The organism is Prevotella brunnea (assembly GCF_008016795.1).
In the GTDB taxonomy this organism is placed as follows: domain Bacteria; phylum Bacteroidota; class Bacteroidia; order Bacteroidales; family Bacteroidaceae; genus Prevotella; species Prevotella brunnea.
The window spans coordinates 20,987-39,252 of record NZ_SDIK01000056.1; the positions used below are offsets into that span (position 1 = coordinate 20,987).

At 49.3% G+C, this 18,266-nt stretch carries 14 protein-coding genes; 7 read left to right on the forward strand and 7 right to left on the reverse strand.

Going from position 1 to position 18,266, the window contains the following annotated elements; genetic code table 11:
• Positions 1–7 precede the first annotated feature (7 nt).
• The 6 genes from ETF27_RS07695 (at position 8) to mnmE (ending at position 6,631) form a co-directional block, all read left to right on the forward strand.
• On the forward strand, positions 8–736 hold the full coding sequence (locus tag ETF27_RS07695; RefSeq protein ID WP_147785664.1) for a nitroreductase family protein: 729 nt from the start codon (positions 8–10) through the stop codon (positions 734–736).
• Positions 737–1,266: 530 nt separating this feature from the next.
• Positions 1,267–1,905, forward strand: a complete 639-nt coding sequence (locus tag ETF27_RS07700) for a DUF4827 domain-containing protein (protein ID WP_147785665.1) — start codon at positions 1,267–1,269, stop codon at positions 1,903–1,905.
• 27 nt (positions 1,906–1,932) lie between these two features.
• Positions 1,933–3,324 carry a phosphoglucosamine mutase gene (glmM, locus tag ETF27_RS07705; protein ID WP_147785666.1) on the forward strand — a complete coding sequence of 464 codons (1,392 nt, stop codon included), beginning with the start codon at positions 1,933–1,935 and terminating at the stop codon, positions 3,322–3,324.
• Positions 3,325–3,492: 168 nt separating this feature from the next.
• A complete protein-coding gene (locus ETF27_RS07710; RefSeq protein WP_147785667.1) occupies positions 3,493–4,101 on the forward strand; it encodes an HAD family hydrolase in 609 nt (202 codons plus the stop codon).
• Positions 4,102–4,281: 180 nt separating this feature from the next.
• Positions 4,282–5,154, forward strand: a complete 873-nt coding sequence (locus ETF27_RS07715; protein ID WP_130829916.1) for a nucleoside phosphorylase — start codon at positions 4,282–4,284, stop codon at positions 5,152–5,154.
• A gap of 64 nt (positions 5,155–5,218) precedes the next feature.
• A complete protein-coding gene (mnmE, locus tag ETF27_RS07720) occupies positions 5,219–6,631 on the forward strand; it encodes a tRNA uridine-5-carboxymethylaminomethyl(34) synthesis GTPase MnmE (RefSeq protein ID WP_130829917.1) in 1,413 nt (470 codons plus the stop codon).
• 786 nt (positions 6,632–7,417) lie between these two features.
• On the opposite strand, the gene ETF27_RS07725 is transcribed toward mnmE, so the two are convergent.
• The 5 genes from ETF27_RS07725 to ETF27_RS07745 form a co-directional block, all read right to left on the reverse strand.
• The gene (locus ETF27_RS07725; RefSeq protein WP_130829918.1) at positions 7,418–8,455 is read right to left on the reverse strand and encodes a DHH family phosphoesterase; all 1,038 of its coding nucleotides are present in this window, start codon (positions 8,453–8,455) and stop codon (positions 7,418–7,420) included.
• Positions 8,456–8,503: 48 nt separating this feature from the next.
• Positions 8,504–9,415: a glycosyltransferase family protein gene (locus ETF27_RS07730; protein ID WP_130829919.1), complete on the reverse strand. Its 912-nt coding sequence runs from the start codon at positions 9,413–9,415 to the stop codon at positions 8,504–8,506.
• A 148-nt stretch (positions 9,416–9,563) separates the two neighbouring features.
• Positions 9,564–10,928, reverse strand: a complete 1,365-nt coding sequence (locus tag ETF27_RS07735; RefSeq protein ID WP_130829920.1) for a dipeptidase — start codon at positions 10,926–10,928, stop codon at positions 9,564–9,566.
• A gap of 270 nt (positions 10,929–11,198) precedes the next feature.
• The gene (locus ETF27_RS07740) at positions 11,199–11,978 is read right to left on the reverse strand and encodes a ZIP family metal transporter (protein ID WP_130829921.1); all 780 of its coding nucleotides are present in this window, start codon (positions 11,976–11,978) and stop codon (positions 11,199–11,201) included.
• A gap of 154 nt (positions 11,979–12,132) precedes the next feature.
• Positions 12,133–12,642, reverse strand: coding sequence for a gamma carbonic anhydrase family protein (locus tag ETF27_RS07745; RefSeq protein ID WP_130829922.1), 510 nt, complete (start codon positions 12,640–12,642; stop codon positions 12,133–12,135).
• Positions 12,643–12,793: 151 nt separating this feature from the next.
• On the opposite strand from ETF27_RS07745, the gene ETF27_RS07750 reads away from it, so the two are divergent.
• Positions 12,794–13,495, forward strand: a complete 702-nt coding sequence (locus ETF27_RS07750; protein ID WP_147785668.1) for a peptidylprolyl isomerase — start codon at positions 12,794–12,796, stop codon at positions 13,493–13,495.
• A gap of 27 nt (positions 13,496–13,522) precedes the next feature.
• Here ETF27_RS07750 and ETF27_RS07755 read toward each other — a convergent pair whose 3' ends face one another.
• Both ETF27_RS07755 and ETF27_RS07760 read right to left on the reverse strand, forming a co-directional pair.
• Positions 13,523–14,491 (reverse strand): glucosaminidase domain-containing protein, encoded by a 969-nt coding sequence (locus ETF27_RS07755; RefSeq protein ID WP_130829924.1) that lies wholly within the window; start codon positions 14,489–14,491, stop codon positions 13,523–13,525.
• 545 nt (positions 14,492–15,036) lie between these two features.
• Positions 15,037–17,952: a thiol protease/hemagglutinin PrtT gene (locus ETF27_RS07760; protein ID WP_147785669.1), complete on the reverse strand. Its 2,916-nt coding sequence runs from the start codon at positions 17,950–17,952 to the stop codon at positions 15,037–15,039.
• Positions 17,953–18,266 lie beyond the last annotated feature (314 nt).

Sequence of the window (18,266 nt, forward strand, 5' to 3'; positions counted from 1 at the left end):
AAAAATCATGACCCTGACCGAGATATTGGAACACCGAAGGGCAATCCGCCATTTCGATTCTGAAAAACCACTCGACACCGAGCGAGTGAAGGAATGTCTGAAAATGGCAACCCTCGCACCCACCAGTTCAAACATGCAACTCTGGGAGTGCTACCACGTTACCGACAAAACGCTGATGGCAAAACTGACACACGCCTGTTTGGGACAGCTCACCGCCAAATCGGCACAACAGATGGTAGTATTCGTAACACGACAAGACCGATACAAGGCTCACGCTAAGGCAGTGATGGAATTTGAGGCGGAAAACACCCGCCGCCACAGCCCGGAAGAGAAACAAGCAAAACGCGTGAAGAAATGGAATCTTTACTATGGCAAACTCATGCCCTTCGTCTATTCCCGATTCCTCGGTGTGTGGGGACTGCTGCGCAAACTCCTCGCACAACTCATCGGACTGTCCCGACCCATTGTCCGACAAGTTTCCGAAGCAGACATGCGAGTGGTGGTGCACAAGAGTTGCGCCTTGGCGGTGCAGACCTTCATGCTCGCCATGAGCGAGGCAGGCTACGACACCTGTCCGCTCGAAGGCTTCGACAGCCGTCTCGTGAAACGCGCCCTCGGACTGCCCTGCGATTGCGAAATCAACATGATTATCACCTGTGGCATCCGACTTCCCGATGGCGTCTGGGGCGACCGCTTCCGAGTGCCATTCTCCGAAACCTATCACTACAGAGGATAGCATTTCGCTCATGCGCGTGGGCAAATTATCACCTTGGAACACCAATAATTTACCCAATAAATTTCACCCTGTCGAGACAAAGCCCAACCTCTGCATTTCCAAAAGCTAACCTTTTGCCTTCCAAAAGCTAAGCTTTTGCATTGCAAAAGGTCATGTATTGCGTTGCAAAAGCTAAGCTTTTAAATCGCAAGCAGTATCGCTCTGATTATCAACAGGTTACAAACCGCATCTTGACCACTGGTTTTCCATGCGGTTTTGTAGATAACGGCAGGCGGAATCTTCTGCGCCACGAAGCCATTTGACACCACGCGAATACGAATTGACGACATAAGAAAACGCAGGTGCCGTTCAGCATTTGGAAAAAACACGTTAAATCGCACGACCGGATGCAACCTTGTGCGAACTTTATGGAATTATTTAGAACACCATTGCCTTAAAGCAACATTTTTTTTGATTATTTCTCACTCTCGATACACTCTATCCAAAATACTTTTCTTACCTTTGCACGGAACGAAACCGAACAATAAAACATGAAAAAAATATCCATCCTGCTCGCCATCCTGACAGCAATCGCGACATTCGCCGCCTGCAATGGCAACGACACCTATGCCGAACAGATTGAGCGTGAACGCAATTCCGTGAACGAGTACATCGTGAAACACGGAATCAAAGTCATATCCGAAGACCAATTTGAACGACAAAACTTCAGCACCGACATCACCAAAAACGAATTCGTAAGATTCAACAACACCGGAGTCTATATGCAAATACTCCATAAAGGAATAGGCGAGAAACTCAGGAAAGGCGAAACTGCCACCGTGCTCTGCCGCTTCGACGAGTTCAACGTCATGGAAGACTCGCTGCAACTCACCAACCGCTCACTCCATTGGAGCGGAATAGTGGACAAGATGTCAGTAACCAACACCAGCGGCACTTTCACCGCCTCGTTCGACAAAAGCTCCAGCCTGATGTTCCGAACCTACAAAAGCGCATCGGTGCCCCCCGGATGGCTTGCACCACTCGCCTACATCAAAATAGGACGAATAAAAAGCGCCACCGACTCACTGGCTCACGTGCGCATCATCGTACCCTCGACGCAAGGACACCAAAACGCAAGCCAAAACGTGTACGCTTGCTTCTACGACATCACCTACGGACGAGGATTGTAAACATAAAAAACGCATAACAAAAAGAACATGACACTCATAAAGTCTATCTCAGGAATCCGCGGAACAATAGGCGGACAAACAGGCGACACACTGAACCCGCTCGACATCGTGAAATTCACCTCGGCTTACGCCACATTCATGGCAAAAAAGAACCTCGGAAAGAAACTAAAAATCATCGTCGGACGAGACGCACGCATATCCGGAGAAATGGTGAAGAACGTCGTGTGCGGCACCCTCATGGGAATAGGAGCCGACGTAGTGAACATCGGACTTGCCACCACACCCACAACAGAACTTGCAGTGCGCATGGCAGAAGCCGACGGAGGCATCATCATCACCGCATCGCACAACCCACGCCAATGGAACGCATTGAAACTGCTCAACAACGAAGGAGAGTTTCTCACCGCAGAAGAAGGAGCAGCCGTGCTCGACATCGCCGAACGAGAAGACTTCAACTATGCCGACGTGGACGCATTGGGCACCTACACGGAAGAACACTCCTACAACCAAAAGCACGTGGAAGCCGTAACCACACTCCGACTTGCCGACCTCGATGCCATCCGAAAACGAAAATTCCGCGTCTGCGCAGACACCATCAACTCGGTGGGAGGCATCATCCTCCCCCTGCTCTTCGATGAGTTGGGCGTGGATTACACCTTGCTCAACGGAGAACCAACAGGCGATTTCGCCCACAACCCGGAACCCATCGAGAAAAACCTCGAAGGCATCATGAACGAAATGAAACACGGCGGCTACGACCTTGGCATCGTCGTCGATCCGGACGTCGATCGCTTGGCATTCATCCGTGAAGACGGCATCATGTTTGGCGAAGAATACACCCTCGTCAGCGTGGCGGATTACATCCTCGACCACGTGAAAGGAAACACCGTCAGCAACCTCTCATCCACACGCGCCCTGCGAGACATTACCGAACGACATGGCGGAAAATACTATGCCGCCGCCGTGGGCGAAGTAAACGTTACCACAAAAATGAAAGCCGTGAACGCCGTCATCGGCGGAGAAGGCAATGGGGGAGTAATCTATCCCGAAAGCCACTACGGACGCGACGCACTCGTGGGCATCGTACTCTTCCTCAGCTCATTGGCACAAAAAGGACTCACCGCAAGCGAACTGCGCCAAACCTATCCCGAATATTTCATCGCAAAAAACCGCATCGACCTCACCCCCGAAACAGATGTCAATGCCATCCTCGAAAAGGTAAAAGAACTCTATGGCAGAGAAAACAACGTACAGATAACCGACATCGACGGCGTGAAACTCGATTTCCCCTCATCGTGGGTACACCTCCGCAAATCGAACACCGAACCCATCATCCGCGTTTACAGCGAGGCAGGCAGCATGGCAGAAGCAGATGCCTTAGGCAAAAAACTCATGCAAGTGGTGTACGATATGCAATAAACCATTGGGAAGTGCGGACAAACACCATGTCGGTCCGCACACGGCGGTGCAATTCCATTCCACCGCCGACATTCATCCGTTGCAACCCATCACCCGAACAGCCCAAAGCCATAAACTTTTCGTTGAAATGGTGGCAATGGTATATAAAAAAATGTGTAAATTTGCGACATGGATTATAAAAACATCATTTTCGATATGGGCAACGTGCTCGTGAAACTCGACGAGGAAGCCACAATGAAACAATTTGCGGCACTTGGATTGGGACACGACAAAGCACAGACCGAACACGACGAAGTGGCAGACCTGATAAGAGGAATGGGGATAGGGACAGTGTCCAACGAAACATTCTTCGATGCCGTGCGGCGCATTACACACCGCGACCTCTCCGACCACGAGATAACCAAAGCCGTGAATGCAATGCTGCTCTATGTTCCCGAAGAGAAAAAACGCAAACTATTGGAAATCAGGAAACAAGGCTATCACACCTACCTGTTGAGCAACACCATCGACCTGCATTGGCAATATTGTAAGCAACAACTCTTTCCCATGGGCAAACATACCGTGGACGACTATTTCGAACGAATGTTCCTCTCACAAGTGATGCACAAAAAGAAACCCGATGACGAAATCTTCCAAACCGTCATAGCCGAAACGGGCATCAACCCTGAAGAAACACTATTCATTGACGACCTAAAGGAAAACTGCCAAGCGGCAAAGCGACAGGGATTGCACACCTTTCAAAACAAAGAGTTCAACGACTGGCTACAACTATTTTAAAAAACGCAAAAACAAACACCAAAAACTAAGATGGGAAAGGAACAACCCGACCACCCCTAAAGAAAATTCAGCAAAATAACCGCTCCACGACAGAAAAACAATAAAAAATTCGTTGAACCATCAAAAAATAATTATCTTTGTGGAACAACATGACATAATGATTCACAAAAAAATAAGAACATGACCGAAAACTACTTTGCGCCATCAGAACTCATCATCAATGAGGACGGCAGCATATTCCATTTACACCTGAAACCAAAAAACCTCGCCGACAAAGTTATCCTCGTTGGCGACCCGGGACGCGTGGCACTCGTGGCATCACATTTCGACGATGCCGAATGTGAAGTAAGCAACAGAGAGTTTCGCACAGTAACGGGAACCTACAAAGGAAAACGCATCACCGTGCTCAGCACCGGAATAGGATGCGACAACATCGACATTGTCGTGAACGAACTCGACGCGTTGGCAAACATCGACTTTGAAACACGCAGAGAGAAAACCGAAAAACGACAACTCACCCTCGTGCGCATCGGAACCTGTGGCGGACTACAACCCCACACGCCCATCGGCACTTTCGTGGCATCGGAAAAAAGCATCGGTTTCGATGGCTTGCTCAACTTCTACGAAGGAAGAGAAAAGCTCGACGGAGAATTTGAAGCAGAGTTCAAAAAACAAGTAAAATGGATGCAGCAATTAGGAAACCCATACGTTGCCAACGCCGACCCGGAACTATTGAACAGAATAGCGCAAGACGACATGGTAAGAGGCGTAACCATTGCCTGCGGAGGCTTCTTCGGACCACAAGGAAGAAGATTGCGATTGCCACTCGCCGACCCGGACTTGAACAGGAAAATAGAGGACTTTGAATACAAAGGACACAAAATAACCAACTTCGAGATGGAATCATCCGCACTCGCCGGATTGGCATACCTCATGGGACACAAAGCCCTGACTTGCTGCATGGTAATAGCCAACAGAAGACAGAAAGAAGCAAACGCGGGATACAAAAACACCATTGACGGACTCATCAAAGAAGTGCTGGAAAGAATCTAACAGAAGTGGACAAACCTTCACACCGCGATAACGCAAAAAGATAGAGCCCTCCCGTTTTTTAATTATGAATAAAACGCAATCGCTTCATGACAATTCCTACCTCACCAAACGGAGAGGGGACGGGAGTGGCACTATCTGCGCAATGGCAACACCACCGGGAGGAGCACTCGGCGTTATTCGAGTGTCCGGACCGAAAGCCATCGACATCGTAAACAGCATCTTTTCAAAAAACATACTGAACGCACCCGCAAACTCATTACACCACGGAGAAATAACCAACGCGAAAGGGGAAACCATCGACGAGACCGTAGTGGCAGTTTGGCGAGCACCACATTCCTACACCGGAGAAGACACCACAGAAATATCGTGCCACGGCTCCACCTACATTCTCAACAAAGTGCTCCAACGACTCATAGAAAAAGGATGCCGACAAGCCGAACCCGGAGAATACACACAAAGAGCTTATCTCAACGGAAAACTCGACCTGTCGCAGGCAGAAGCCGTAGCCGAACTCATCGCATCGGCTAATAAAGCCTCCCACAAAATGGCAATGTCGCAACTCAAGGGACACTTCTCGGGAGAACTCGCAAAACTACGCGAACAACTGCTTAAGATGACCTCACTCATCGAACTGGAACTCGACTTCGCCGACCATGAAGAATTGGAGTTTGCCGACCGATCCGAACTCAAAGCATTGGCAACAGAAATAGATGAAAAAGTAATCGGACTCGCACAATCATTCAAAATGGGACAAGCCCTGAAAAGAGGCATACCGGTGGCTATTGTGGGAAAAACAAATGTGGGAAAATCGACACTACTCAACCGACTCATACGCGACAACCGTGCCATCGTAAGCAATATTCACGGAACGACGCGCGACGTGATAGAAGACACCATGTCCATCAACGGCATTGAATTTCTCTTCATCGACACCGCCGGCATCCGAAAAACCAACGACAAAATAGAACAACTGGGCATAGAACGCACCTATCGGCAAATCGACAAAGCACAAATCGTACTGTGGGTTATTGACGAAGAACCCACAAACGAAGAGACCACGGAGATGGAACAACGATGTCGCGAAAAACAACTCATCATCGTACGGAATAAACAAGAGGCAATACTGAGCGGGAACCGACACCCTCACAACAACAACGATAAGAACGTCATTTCCATATCAGCAAAACAAAACTTGGGAATCGACAAACTCGAACAAATCATCTATCACGCAGCCGAATTGCCCGAACTCACCGAAAACTCGGTCATCGTAACGAGCGCACGCCACTACGAAGCCCTCACAAAAGCACATCAGGCATTGCTCGCCGTAGCACAATCCATCAACCTCGGACTCAGTGGCGACCTTGTGGCAGAAGACTTGAAACTCGTTATCGAGGAACTCGGCACCATCACCGGCACGCAAATCAGCAGCACCGAAACCCTCCATAACATCTTTAAACATTTCTGCATCGGCAAATGAGTTTAAATGTTGCAAATACGACAGCAAAACTGCTACCATTATTATTTTCTTAATCAGTATTATGGTAAATAAGGTATCTGATTTTGTCTGAACGCAGACCGCAGAACTGATTAATATGGATTTATTGGAACTGAAAAAAACATTATTGTTCGCAAAAAGGATTATCCATTCCGCTTAAAAAAATCATCGATTTCATCGGGATATATCATTATTCTATCAAAATAAAATATCGATTTCATCGAAGTAAATTGAAGTTCTCTTAGTTATAAATTCATCTATCCATAGAAGTAAATCATCTTTTTTACTGAGGTAAATTGAAGTTCCCATCATTATAAATCCACCCATCCATCGGAAAAAATTGTTTACGGCATTGGGAAAAATTGTTGATTTCATCGGCGATTTTGTCGATGCGACTCTCTGCAAGAACATGGCTGAGATTGGAATTGACAGACAAAATTTAGGGCAATGTATTCTGTTGATAATCAGAAGATTATGAACAGACTTCCAAAAGCTTAGCTTTTAGGCTCCAATAGCTAAGCTTTTAGATTGCAATAGCTAAGCTTTTAGATTGCAATAGCTAAGCTTTTGTGTAACAACAGTTCGACTACAGAACTTCATGGCTAAAAATCAGGAAAAAAATGCCCGCGTGGCGTTATCTGTACGTGGGCTGTGTGGGCTTGATTGTCGGTAGTTTCTCGGTTTGTATTTGAACTTCCGGAAGTTGGCGGAACATATTGCAGAACTTTAATCAGCTACATATAGTTAGCTGTAAATAAGGTGGTTGTATCATCTTAGTTCATCTTTATATGCAAGGATGGCTTTCAGTGCTATTTGTCCGGCTTCATCAATGGAGCAATGAAGCTTTCCGCCTGCGGCATCCGCGTGCCCCCCACCATTGAAGAACCTCGTTGCCATGGGCTGACAATGAAAGCCGTTGGCGGAGCGCAGACTGACGAGCACGGTGTTGGGTTTATCGGTGTCTTCGCGAAGGGAGATGCTTAGTTTTAATCCCTTGATTTGCAATGGTATGTTCACTAATCCCTCGAGGTCGCCTTTAATGAATTTAAAGCGTTTCATCTCCTCTTTTGTTACGACGAAGTAGGAGGCGTGGAGCTGTTCCACCACCTCGAGCTTGTTGAGGATGAGGTGTCCGCGCAGTTTCATGGCGTGTGAGGAATAATTGTGGTAAACTCGGTTGTAGATTTTGTCCTTATCCACCTTTTTTTCGAGCAGTTGCGTGATGATGAAATAGATTTCCGGGCGTGTGGAGTTATAGGCAAATCCTCCCGTGTCGGTCATCATGCCACAATAAATGCAGCGCGCGCAATCTCTTGTCATGCCCTCATAGCCACCGAGTTGCCATATCAGCGAGAAGACAATCTCTGAGGTACTCGAGAGTTCGGGGTGTGAAATGGTGAGCCGGTTGTTGGTGTCGGGTTCGAGGTGGTGGTCTATGAGCAATCGTTTTGCCTTGCTTTCGTCGAGCAGCGGCTGCATGTCCTCCACTCGCATGGATTGGTTGAAGTCGAGACAGCAAACGAGGTCGGCGTTTTCGAAGGCTTTTCTCACGTCGTCGGCTCGTTTGTCGTATCGCAACACTTCGTTTGAGCCCGGCAGCCATTGCAGAAAGTCGGGGAAGGCATCCGGCACGCAGACGGAAACGTCGTCTTTCCCAATTTGTTTCAGATAGGATTTCCACGCCAGCGAAGAGCCCATTGCATCGCCGTCGGGTGATTTGTGGGCGCAGATGACGATGTGGTGCGCTTCGTCGATGAGCGTGCGCAGTTGTCCCAAACGTTCGTTGTCTAAGATATTGATGTTCATTCGCTTTGATTTGATGTAAGAGTGAGGCTTGGTGTGCCGGTGGTCGTGTCAGAACAGGCGGTTGGGATAGATTCCGTCGGCTACGAGTCGGCTGATGCGCGCCACCACTCCATCGCGGTCTTCGGGATAGGTAACGCCAAACCACGTGCTTGTGGTGTCGAGTACTTTCACGGTTGCCGTTCCGTCGTTGATGAGTTTGTTCACCATCATGGGGATGAAGTATTCCGATTTTTTATTTTCCATGTTCTTCGGATCGGAAAGGAAGACCTTGAAATAGTCCTCGCTGTATTGCAGATAGTCGGGTGTGAAGCCCCAAACGTTCATGGACGTGGGCGTGTTGTCGTCCACCGTAATCCATTTTTCGTTGTCATCGAGATACTGCACTTTGCCTTCGTGTCGTTCTATCTTCGTGCGTTCCACCACGGTGGTGAGGTTGCCGGCGGCATCGGTGGAACAGAGTCCGCGCGACACGGTACCGTTCTCGCTCAGGGTGTTGCCCACGCGGAAGCCCACCATGGCATAGCGGTTCTTCGCTCCTTGTGGGAGATCGGAAAGATATTTGCCTATGACTTTGAAACAGTCGCGGTTGTAGAAGTCGTCGCAGTTGATGACGCAGAAGGGTTCATTGATGACGTTCTTCGCCATGAGTACGGCGTGGTTGGTTCCCCATGGTTTCTCTCTGCCTTCGGGCACGGTGAAGCCTTCGGGGAGGGTGTCGATGCCTTGGAAAACCAGTTCTGCCGGGATGTGCCCCTCGTATTTTGAGAGCACCTGGCGGCGGAATTGCTGTTCAAAGTCTTTTCTGATGACGAAGACGATTTTACCAAAGCCTGCTTGTATGGCATCGTAAATGGAATAGTCCATAATGGTCTCGCCATTGGGACCTAAGCCGTCGAGCTGTTTCAAGCCACCGTAGCGACTTCCCATCCCGGCGGCGAGCAATAACAAAGTTGGTTTCATGCGAGTGATGTTTTTTATTTCCTTTATGCGAAAACTCGGTTTTCGACTTGCAAAGGTAATAAAAAACAATGAAAAAACGGAGAAGACGAATGCTTTATTTCCATATGGCATTTGTCTTCTCCGTTGATTATGTCTTCGCGGATTTGTTCTATTCCGCCTTATCGTATTCCAAATGGAAGGTTGCCACCGCCTCCATGCCCTTCCACAGCATGTCGAGCGGAATGTTCTCGTTGGGCGAGTGGATGCTGTTTGATTCCAATCCGAAGCCCATCAGCACGGTCTTCACACCGAGTATCTGTTCGAAAGTGGCAATAATGGGGATGCTTCCGCCGCGTCGAACTGCCAAAGGGCGTTTGCCGAAGGCTTTCTCGAAACCCTTTTCGGCTGCTTTGTAGGCGGGGAGGTTGATGGGACAGACGTAGCCCTGCCCCCCATGGAGCGACCGGATGTTCACTTTCACGCTCCGCGGGGCTACTTTTTGGAAATATTCAACGACCATCTGCCCTATTTTCTCATGGTCTTGGTGAGGCACCAACCGACAAGAGAGTTTGGCATACGCTTTCGATGGAATGACGGTCTTGGAGCCTTCGCCCTGATAGCCGCCCCAAATGCCACAGACATCGAACGAGGGTCGGAAACCATTGCGTTCGATGGTGCTGTAACCTTTCTCACCGAAAAGTTCCTCCACATCGAGCGAACGTTTGTAAGCCTCGATATCGAAGGGTATTTGCTCCACCATCTTGCGCTCTTCCGCCGGTACATCCTCCACATCGTCATAGAAATGGGGAATGGTTATCTTGCCGTCGGCATTTGTAACGTCGGAAATCAGTTTGCAAAGCACATTGATGGGATTGGCTACCGCACCTCCGAAATGCCCGGAGTGCAGGTCGTGGTTCGGACCTGTTACCTCTATCTGCCAGTAGGCAAGCCCACGCAGCCCGGTGGTGAGTGAAGGGAGGTCTTTTGAGAGCATGCTGGTGTCCGACACCAAGATAACATCGCTCTTGAGCAAGTCCTTGTGGGTGGAACAGAATGTGCTCAAACTGGGTGAGCCTACTTCCTCCTCACCTTCGAGAATGAACTTCACGTTGTGTTTCAGCAGATTGTGCTTCACCACGTATTCAAAGGCTTTTGCCTGAATGAAGGATTGCCCCTTGTCATCGTCGGCACCGCGCGCCCAAATGTGTCCGTCGCGTATTTCCGGCTCAAAGGGTTCGCTCTTCCATAGTTCGAAAGGTTCTGCCGGCATTACGTCATAATGACCGTATATCAAAACCGTCTTGGCTTTTGGGTCGATGATTTTTTCGCCATACACCACCGGATTGCCCTCTGTGGGCATCACTTCCACCTTATCGGCTCCGGCGGCGAGCAACAGTTCTTTCCATCTTTCCGCACAGCGTATCATGTCCTTGCCGTGCTTCTCGGGCTGCGCACTCACACTGGGAATGCGTATCAGGCTGAACAACTCTTCGAGCATGCGCTCTTGGTTTTCTTGGATATATTCTTTTATCATATTCTTGGTATTAAGTGAATTATTTTCCAAAGGGAGCAGATACCGAATAGGGTTTCATGCCACTGCCACAGCCTCTTCATGGGTGCTTCGGGGGGCATCCGCTTCTTGTTGCAAACTTACGTAATTTTTACGGATTACGCAAGGAAAAGGAGGAACGGGGATTATAAAAAACATTAAAACACAGTCCTGTCAGATTTTCGTGGCGTGTGATGTCACGGTGGAAGAGGGGGTAAAAACATTAAAACCCGGTCGGGAATGTGCCTTCTGTCCTTACCCGGCTACCACATCAAGGGTCATCATTAGTGCAAAGCCCACGGCAAAGCCGATGGTGGACAAGTTGGAGTGCTCTCCTTCGGAGGCTTCGGGTATGAGTTCTTCCACTACCACATAGAACATGGCACCCGCCGCAAAGCTCAGGAGATAAGGTAAGGCAGGTTCTATGATGCCGGCAAGCAGGATGACGAGTACGGCGCCGATGGGTTCCACCACGCCACTGAGCGATCCGATGACGAACGATTTGAGTTTGGAATTGCCGGCTTCGCGCATTGGCATGGAGATGATAGCTCCCTCCGGAATGTTCTGTATGGCTATGCCCACAGCCATTGCCAAGGCGCCCGCCATGGTAATGTCGGTGCTTGCCTGCATCGCACCTGCCAGCACCACGCCCACAGCCATTCCTTCCGGAAGATTGTGGATGGTAACGGCGAAGGTGAGCATTGCCGTCCGGCTCAAGTGCGACTTGGGTCCTTCCGGTGTATTGCTGCCAAGATGGAGGTGAGGTGTGATGAAGTCGATGAAGAGCAGGAAAGCTATACCGATGAGAAATCCCGTTACGGCGGGGATGATGCGTGCTTTTCCTGCATCGTCCCACATTTCCATTGAGGGAATGATGAGCGACCAGATGGAGGCTGCCACCATGACGCCTGAGGCAAATCCCAGCAATGCTTTCTGCAAACTTGCGGACATTTCTTTGCGCATGAAGAAAACGAAAGCCGAGCCCAGCACTGTTCCGAAGAGAGGGATGAGGAGTCCGAGGATGATATCTTGCATGTTGTTGTCTTTTTGTTTTTTTATCGCAAAACCTTCATTGTGCCGGTTTTGTGGTGTTCAGGGTAATTTTCTCGCCACAAAGTTACGTATATTTTTTCAAAAACAATACCGTCATGGAAAGTCTTTTGCTTCTGTCGGGAAAGCGGTGGAGCAATCAGCTCGTTTCCTCCTCATACCATTTCTTTGTCCTCAGATAGTTGTCGGCAAAGGTTCGCGCCTGATGGGGGCTTGTTTCTTTCAATCGTCTCGCGGGAATGCCGCCCCATATCTCGTTGGCGGGAATCTTTGTCCCTGCAAGCACCACCGCTCCGGCAGCCACCACCGAGTTTTCGCCCACTTCTGCCCCATCAAGTACCGTGGCATTCATGCCGATGAGCGCGCCACACCGTACCGTGCAGGCATGAACCACGGCACCATGTCCCACGCTGACACCGTCTTCCAGCACCACCGGCATGCCAGCCGACTGGTGTACGCAAGCTAAATCCTGTATATTCACCTCGTTGCCGATGCGCACTTCCGCCACGTCGGCGCGGATAACGGCTCCGAACCACACCGAGCAGTCGTTGCCCATGATGATGTCGCCTGCCAAAGTGGCGTTCTCGGCGATGTAACATCGTTTTCCCCATGTGGGAGACTTTCCTTTTACGGTTTTTATTGTTGCCATGATGAATAACGTTTTTTCTTGAATTTTCAAGCAAAGTTACGAAAAAACCGGGAGTTTTCGCGATGTTTTTCGTAAATTTGTTGCCGGATAAACCGAAAGCGGAGTTATATCCACCTAATTAATAAAGGAACATTTACACACTTATTGATTTATGGAAACAAACAGAATGAAACTCATCCTCTCGTCTCTGCTTTTGCTCTTCGCATCACTCTCGGCACAGGGGCAAAACGAGCAAAAGCAAACCGAAATCTTATTGGAGACCGACAGTGGCAACATTCGCATCCGGCTCTACGACGAAACGCCCTTGCACCGCGACAACTTCATCCGACAGGTGGAGAGTGGTGCTTACGATGGGGTGCTCTTTCATCGTGTCATCAGCGACTTCATGGTTCAGACCGGCGACCTTGGCTCTAAGACCGCGCTGCCGGGACAGCCGTTGGGCGACACGCCGGAGGCTTACTCTGTACCGGCGGAATTTCGTTATCCGCGACTCATCCATAAACGAGGGGCAGTGGCAGCGGCGCGCGAATCGGACGAGGTGAACCCGGAGCGGGCTTCCTCTTCCACGCAGTTCTACATTGTTTGGGGAAGAAAATTCACCGACGACGGGCTCGACAAGGTGCAGGAGCGACTCAATCGTGCCACCGACAGCACCGTACAGATGTCGCCTGCCACGCGCGATATTTATAAGAACATCGGCGGAACGCCCCATCTTGATGGTTCCTACACCGTTTTTGGCGAGGTGGTGGAGGGTTTGGACGTAGTGGAACGCATCCAGCGTGCCGAAACGGATGCCAACGACCGCCCCATCGCCGACATACACATTCGCAAAGCGATGCTCGTCAGGCAATAGCCGCGAACAAAAGCACGTGAGAGAAAATCAATAAATCCGCACCTTATCGCCCACTCGCACGCCATCTTCAGCGAGTTGGCGATTTTTCTTTACCAGACTCTTCAGTCTTATGCCATACTTCTGTGCTATGTCGTACAAGCTCTCCGAGTTGCCCACGATGTGCTGCCGCTTCTTGAACTCCTTCGGAGCGCGTTTGCGTTTCTTTCCGAGCCATACAATTTCGCCTTCTCTGAGCGTGTCCTTATATTTCCGCTCGTTGTATCGTGCCAGTTTCCTACCGCTGATGCCGGTCTCTCTGCCTATGCTCTTGAATGTGTCGCCACGTCTCACCACGAGATAGCAGTTGCTGTTATAGGCGCGGAGCGAGTGCATGGCCGAGGCATTGCCGGCCGTCGGTGGTTGGCGCGAAGCTCCCGGCGAAGGCTTTTCGCTATCTTTCCCGGCGATGAACACATTATCCGGGAAAGCGTTGTACGACGTTGCGTTGTCATATCTGTAAAGCTGATAAAGCTCGATGATGGAAATCAGGCTGTTGGCATAATTGGGATTGGTGGCATAGCCCGCTCGTTTCAATCCGTATGCCCATGCGCGATAATCCGTGCGCGGGAGCAGGAACAAACTGTTGTAACGTTGTCTGCCGGTGAGAAACTTCGAGTGGTCTTCATAGCTTTCGAGTGCCGAGTTGTATGCTCTGAAGCACTCTCCGTCAAGATCATCGTTGTGCGAGACGGTGCGCCCCGTCCAGTCATGGCACTTGATGCCGAAATGGTTGTTTGCTTCCGTGGCGAGTCTGCTCCGCCCTGCCCCGCTCTCCAGCACTCCCTGCGCCAAGGTGATGCTTGCCGGTATGCCATAACGCAACATCTCCCGGATGGCGATGTCCTTATATTTGATAAAATAGGATTGATAGGCTTGATTCCATTTGATTTTCGGCGTACCAAATGCAGAACCAAGAAAGAACAATAAACCAAAAACCAACAGAACGTATCGTTTCATGAGGCTGATGATAATGCTTGCGTTATTTTCGCAAAGTTAAATAATTTAACGACCAATTCAAAATATTTACTCTTAAAAAACGCAAAAACACGAAATATAAGGAACAGGGGGCGATAGTGTCCGAAATGGTTTTGTGTCCCACGCAAGGTTTCATCAAATCATGAGACTTGATGTATTTTGTTTCAATGGCGAATGACACATGCCTCCTCATCCTCCAAATCGTAATTCGGGCAATGGCAAAAAGGCTCTTGACAGCGAACATTCTACCCATCCGGCACCACGAAATTATATTACAAAAACCGCATCCGGGACGCGTTTCGTAATCTATTGATAATCAGAATAATATGAATTGCTATTTAAAAGCTTAGCTTTTGCACGCCAATTCATGACCTTTTGCATTGCAAAAGCTTACCTTTTGGAACACGAAAGCTAAGCTTTGGATAAACGAATGAAGAATATTCAGGACATTATTAAAAAGGGGCACATCCCAAAAGATGTGCCCCCATGATTTAAAAAACAATTTTATTTAATGTCTCTGATACCTTTTATTTCAGCACAATCTTCTTGCTGACCGTGCCTTGTGGCGTTACTACGCGCAGAATATAGACACCGGCTGTTGCAGGCAGTTGGAGAGAAGAGCCAACGGCTGTCGCAGAGAAGACCTTGGCTCCGGAAATGCCGTAGAGTTCCACGCGACGGATGTTTCCGGCGTTGCCAAAGCGCAGTTCGTTGCCATTGATGGTAAACTCTGCCGATTGTGTCGTGGTTTGCGCATCGTCGATGCCTGCCGTAATGCCCAAGTAAATAACCTTCGTGTTTTCGCCACTCACGGTGATTTCTTCGCCACTCTTTTTGCCTTGCGGACGATATTCCATATAGAGGAGGTAAGCTCCGTTGGCGAGTGTGGCGGAAGGCTTATAATCGAAGACAAAGTCTTTTGTCTCGCCTGCTGCCATGCTGACAGACTGCATGTTGGCAAGTTGGCCTGCTCGGTAGGAAGCCGGGCGGAAACGGATGTATAACATTCCCTTAGTGGCTTCGCTTGCTTTCAGCGTAAACTTGATGTTCTTCACGTTTGTTCCTTGTTTCCACTCTATACTCGGAACCTCGAATGCTGTTGCGGTGAGTGGCAGGGCATTGTTTGCCTTCACTTCAATGATGCAATCCTCAAAAGTGCCTTCCATCGGGTATTCCGTGTCCTTATATACGAAATAGGGCAACAACTTGTATTTACCCGGATTCAAATCCGTACGGACATAATATTTCGGATCTTGACGTTCCTGTTGTTTGAATGTTTGTGCATCGAGACGGATGAAGTCGCGAGTTTCCTCCTCGTTCTCTACATTCTGCACCTTGAGCAAGAGGTTCACCGTTCCTTCCAATCCATAGTTGCGAACAGGGTGTGTGAAGAGCACTTTGTCGCCCTGCACAATTTCGTTCTCGTTTGCACCGCTGCTGAGCCATGCAAAGTTCCCCAATTGGCGGATAACCGGTATTTGGGCCGCTTTCTTGACTTCAAGGATAGTTTCGCCCACGAGGTCTTCCTTGAATGGATATTGTTCGAAGTCGGCACCTGCCGGAGCTTTTGGCTTTGCTTTATCGAAAGCGATTACTTTATACTTGCCTTCGGGCATGTCTGCCGGAAGATTGATGAGCAGGCTGAGTTCTTTTTCGCTACTGTCATAGACGTTATTGAGTTTCTCATCAGCCTCGTGCAGATAGTAAACCTTCGAGGGGTCGTCGATGGAAGTGAACTTCAGCCATACGCGTGTAACGTAATAATCGGTTGAATTGTTGCGGATGTGCACTTTGAAACAGCCACTTCCTCCGGCATAGAGAGTTCCATCGGGTGTTATCTTCTCAAGCAATGTCACGTCAGGTATCGGCTTGTGCTGGTCAACGGCGATGATTTTGCCGTCCTTCACCGTTGCGATGGCATAGTTGGGGAGGCTGTTCGGTGCAAGGACAATATTCCAATCCTCCGTTCCTTTGGCTTTCACCGCATAGATGATCTTATAGTCATTGCCGTCAGCCACACCGGGTACATTGACCGAGCAATCCTGCATCTTAGCCCAATCGCCATTGGTCAGCGGCTTCTTGTCGAGGTTCACGCCCTTTACGTTCAAGGGTTGCTCCTTGAGATTGGCAACAATCTTTCCATCTTTGTCGATGAGCACTGCGGCGATGACACCGTCGAAGTCGTCGCAATCGTGGTTGCTGATGATGGACATGCACTGTATGCCGGTGGAAAGGAGTGTTGCTGTGAAGCGCGTATCGCAATAGATATCCCATGAGCGTTTGCTACCTTCCACGGGTTTCTGTATGCCCGTGATGATTTCCTGTTGCAGATTGTAACCTCCGCCGTTGGCTCCGATGCCGAGGTCGTAGGGGTTCAGCGCGTTCACGAGGAAGTAGCCGTTGCTCTTGCCATACCATCCCCAGTTGATGTGCACGTAGTCTTGGTCGTCGTAACCATCGCAAACGTAGGCGTGTCCGCCCTGTCCGTCCTCATTTGAGGCACTGTAGAACACGGGGCGTTTTGCGTTGAGTTCTGCCTTAATCATGTCCATCCACTCTTTGGTGCTGAAATATTCGCGTTTCTTGTAGGCAATGGCTTTGTCGTAGCCGAAGTAATTGACGAGCGCACCTGTAACAGCTTGCGAGAAAGCGCCACTGCCTGCCGGTGCGAACGACATGTGAACCGATACGGCAGCCTGATAACTGAGCGTTGCCACCTGTTTGTTCTGTTCAGCATTGGCATTGTCTTTTTCGAGCCATCCCGGCATGTTGTTCCAATCGTAGGTGGTTGTGCCGAAGTTGGCGGTGAGGTCTTGTCCGATATTACTCTTATAAGTTAGTTCGCCGGTGCCTTGTGCGGGCCAACGATGGTAGCGCATGATTTGTGCCATTGCCGTTGCCACGCAACCCACGAAATAATGCTTTGTCTTCGCTTCGGCGGTGTAGGTGGGCATCATGCCGTTGAATGGCGCGTCCTGTCCCCATTGAATACCGTCTTTGTCGAGCAGCGGTGCTACCACCACTTTTCCCTTAGAGGGCACTGCATCGCCAACGTGCGGTGCCTTGCGTGCGGAAGCGTTCTCCACCACGCGAGCAAACATTTGCAACATGGCTGCCACGTTGTCGGGTGCGTTTTCCATGTCGAAAGAGCCTGAGTCGGAATAGCCGAGGATTGCTCCCACGGCATCGTTGCCGGAGACGATCACGAATCCGCGATTGCCATCGGCGTTATATACATAGAAAGGTTCGTAATCTCTGTCAGTGCTCTTGCTCAATCGCAGTTTGGCAGGAATGGCGGCATAGCGTGCCTTTGCTCCACGGTGTAGCTGCCCCGCCATGAATTTCCGGGCGATTTGCTGTGCCTGCGCTTTCGTTACTTTCTCTGCGAACGATGGCAAAGCAAGCAACGTAAACAACAGTAAAAGTTGTAATGTTTTTCTCATTTGTTGATTTCTATTAAAGTTTAACTGAATATTCTGTTTTTCATATCCTGAATGAGGAGGGTTCGCCAACCTCCAATCTTTTACCTAAATAAAAAACTAAGTGCACAAATTTAGAGTAATTATTCAAGACTAAGGGACTTATCTTTTGTTATTTCACAACTTATAACACAACTTAACATTATAAAGTGTTCTGTAACCAACCGGCGGAATGTCGATGCTGTGGAAATTCGCGTCCGAAGTTGCTTCTTCCGCTTCGGAAAGTTAAGAAATATATTGATTGAAGGGGAGCGTTTCTCGTTGTTTTTGTTTATCTT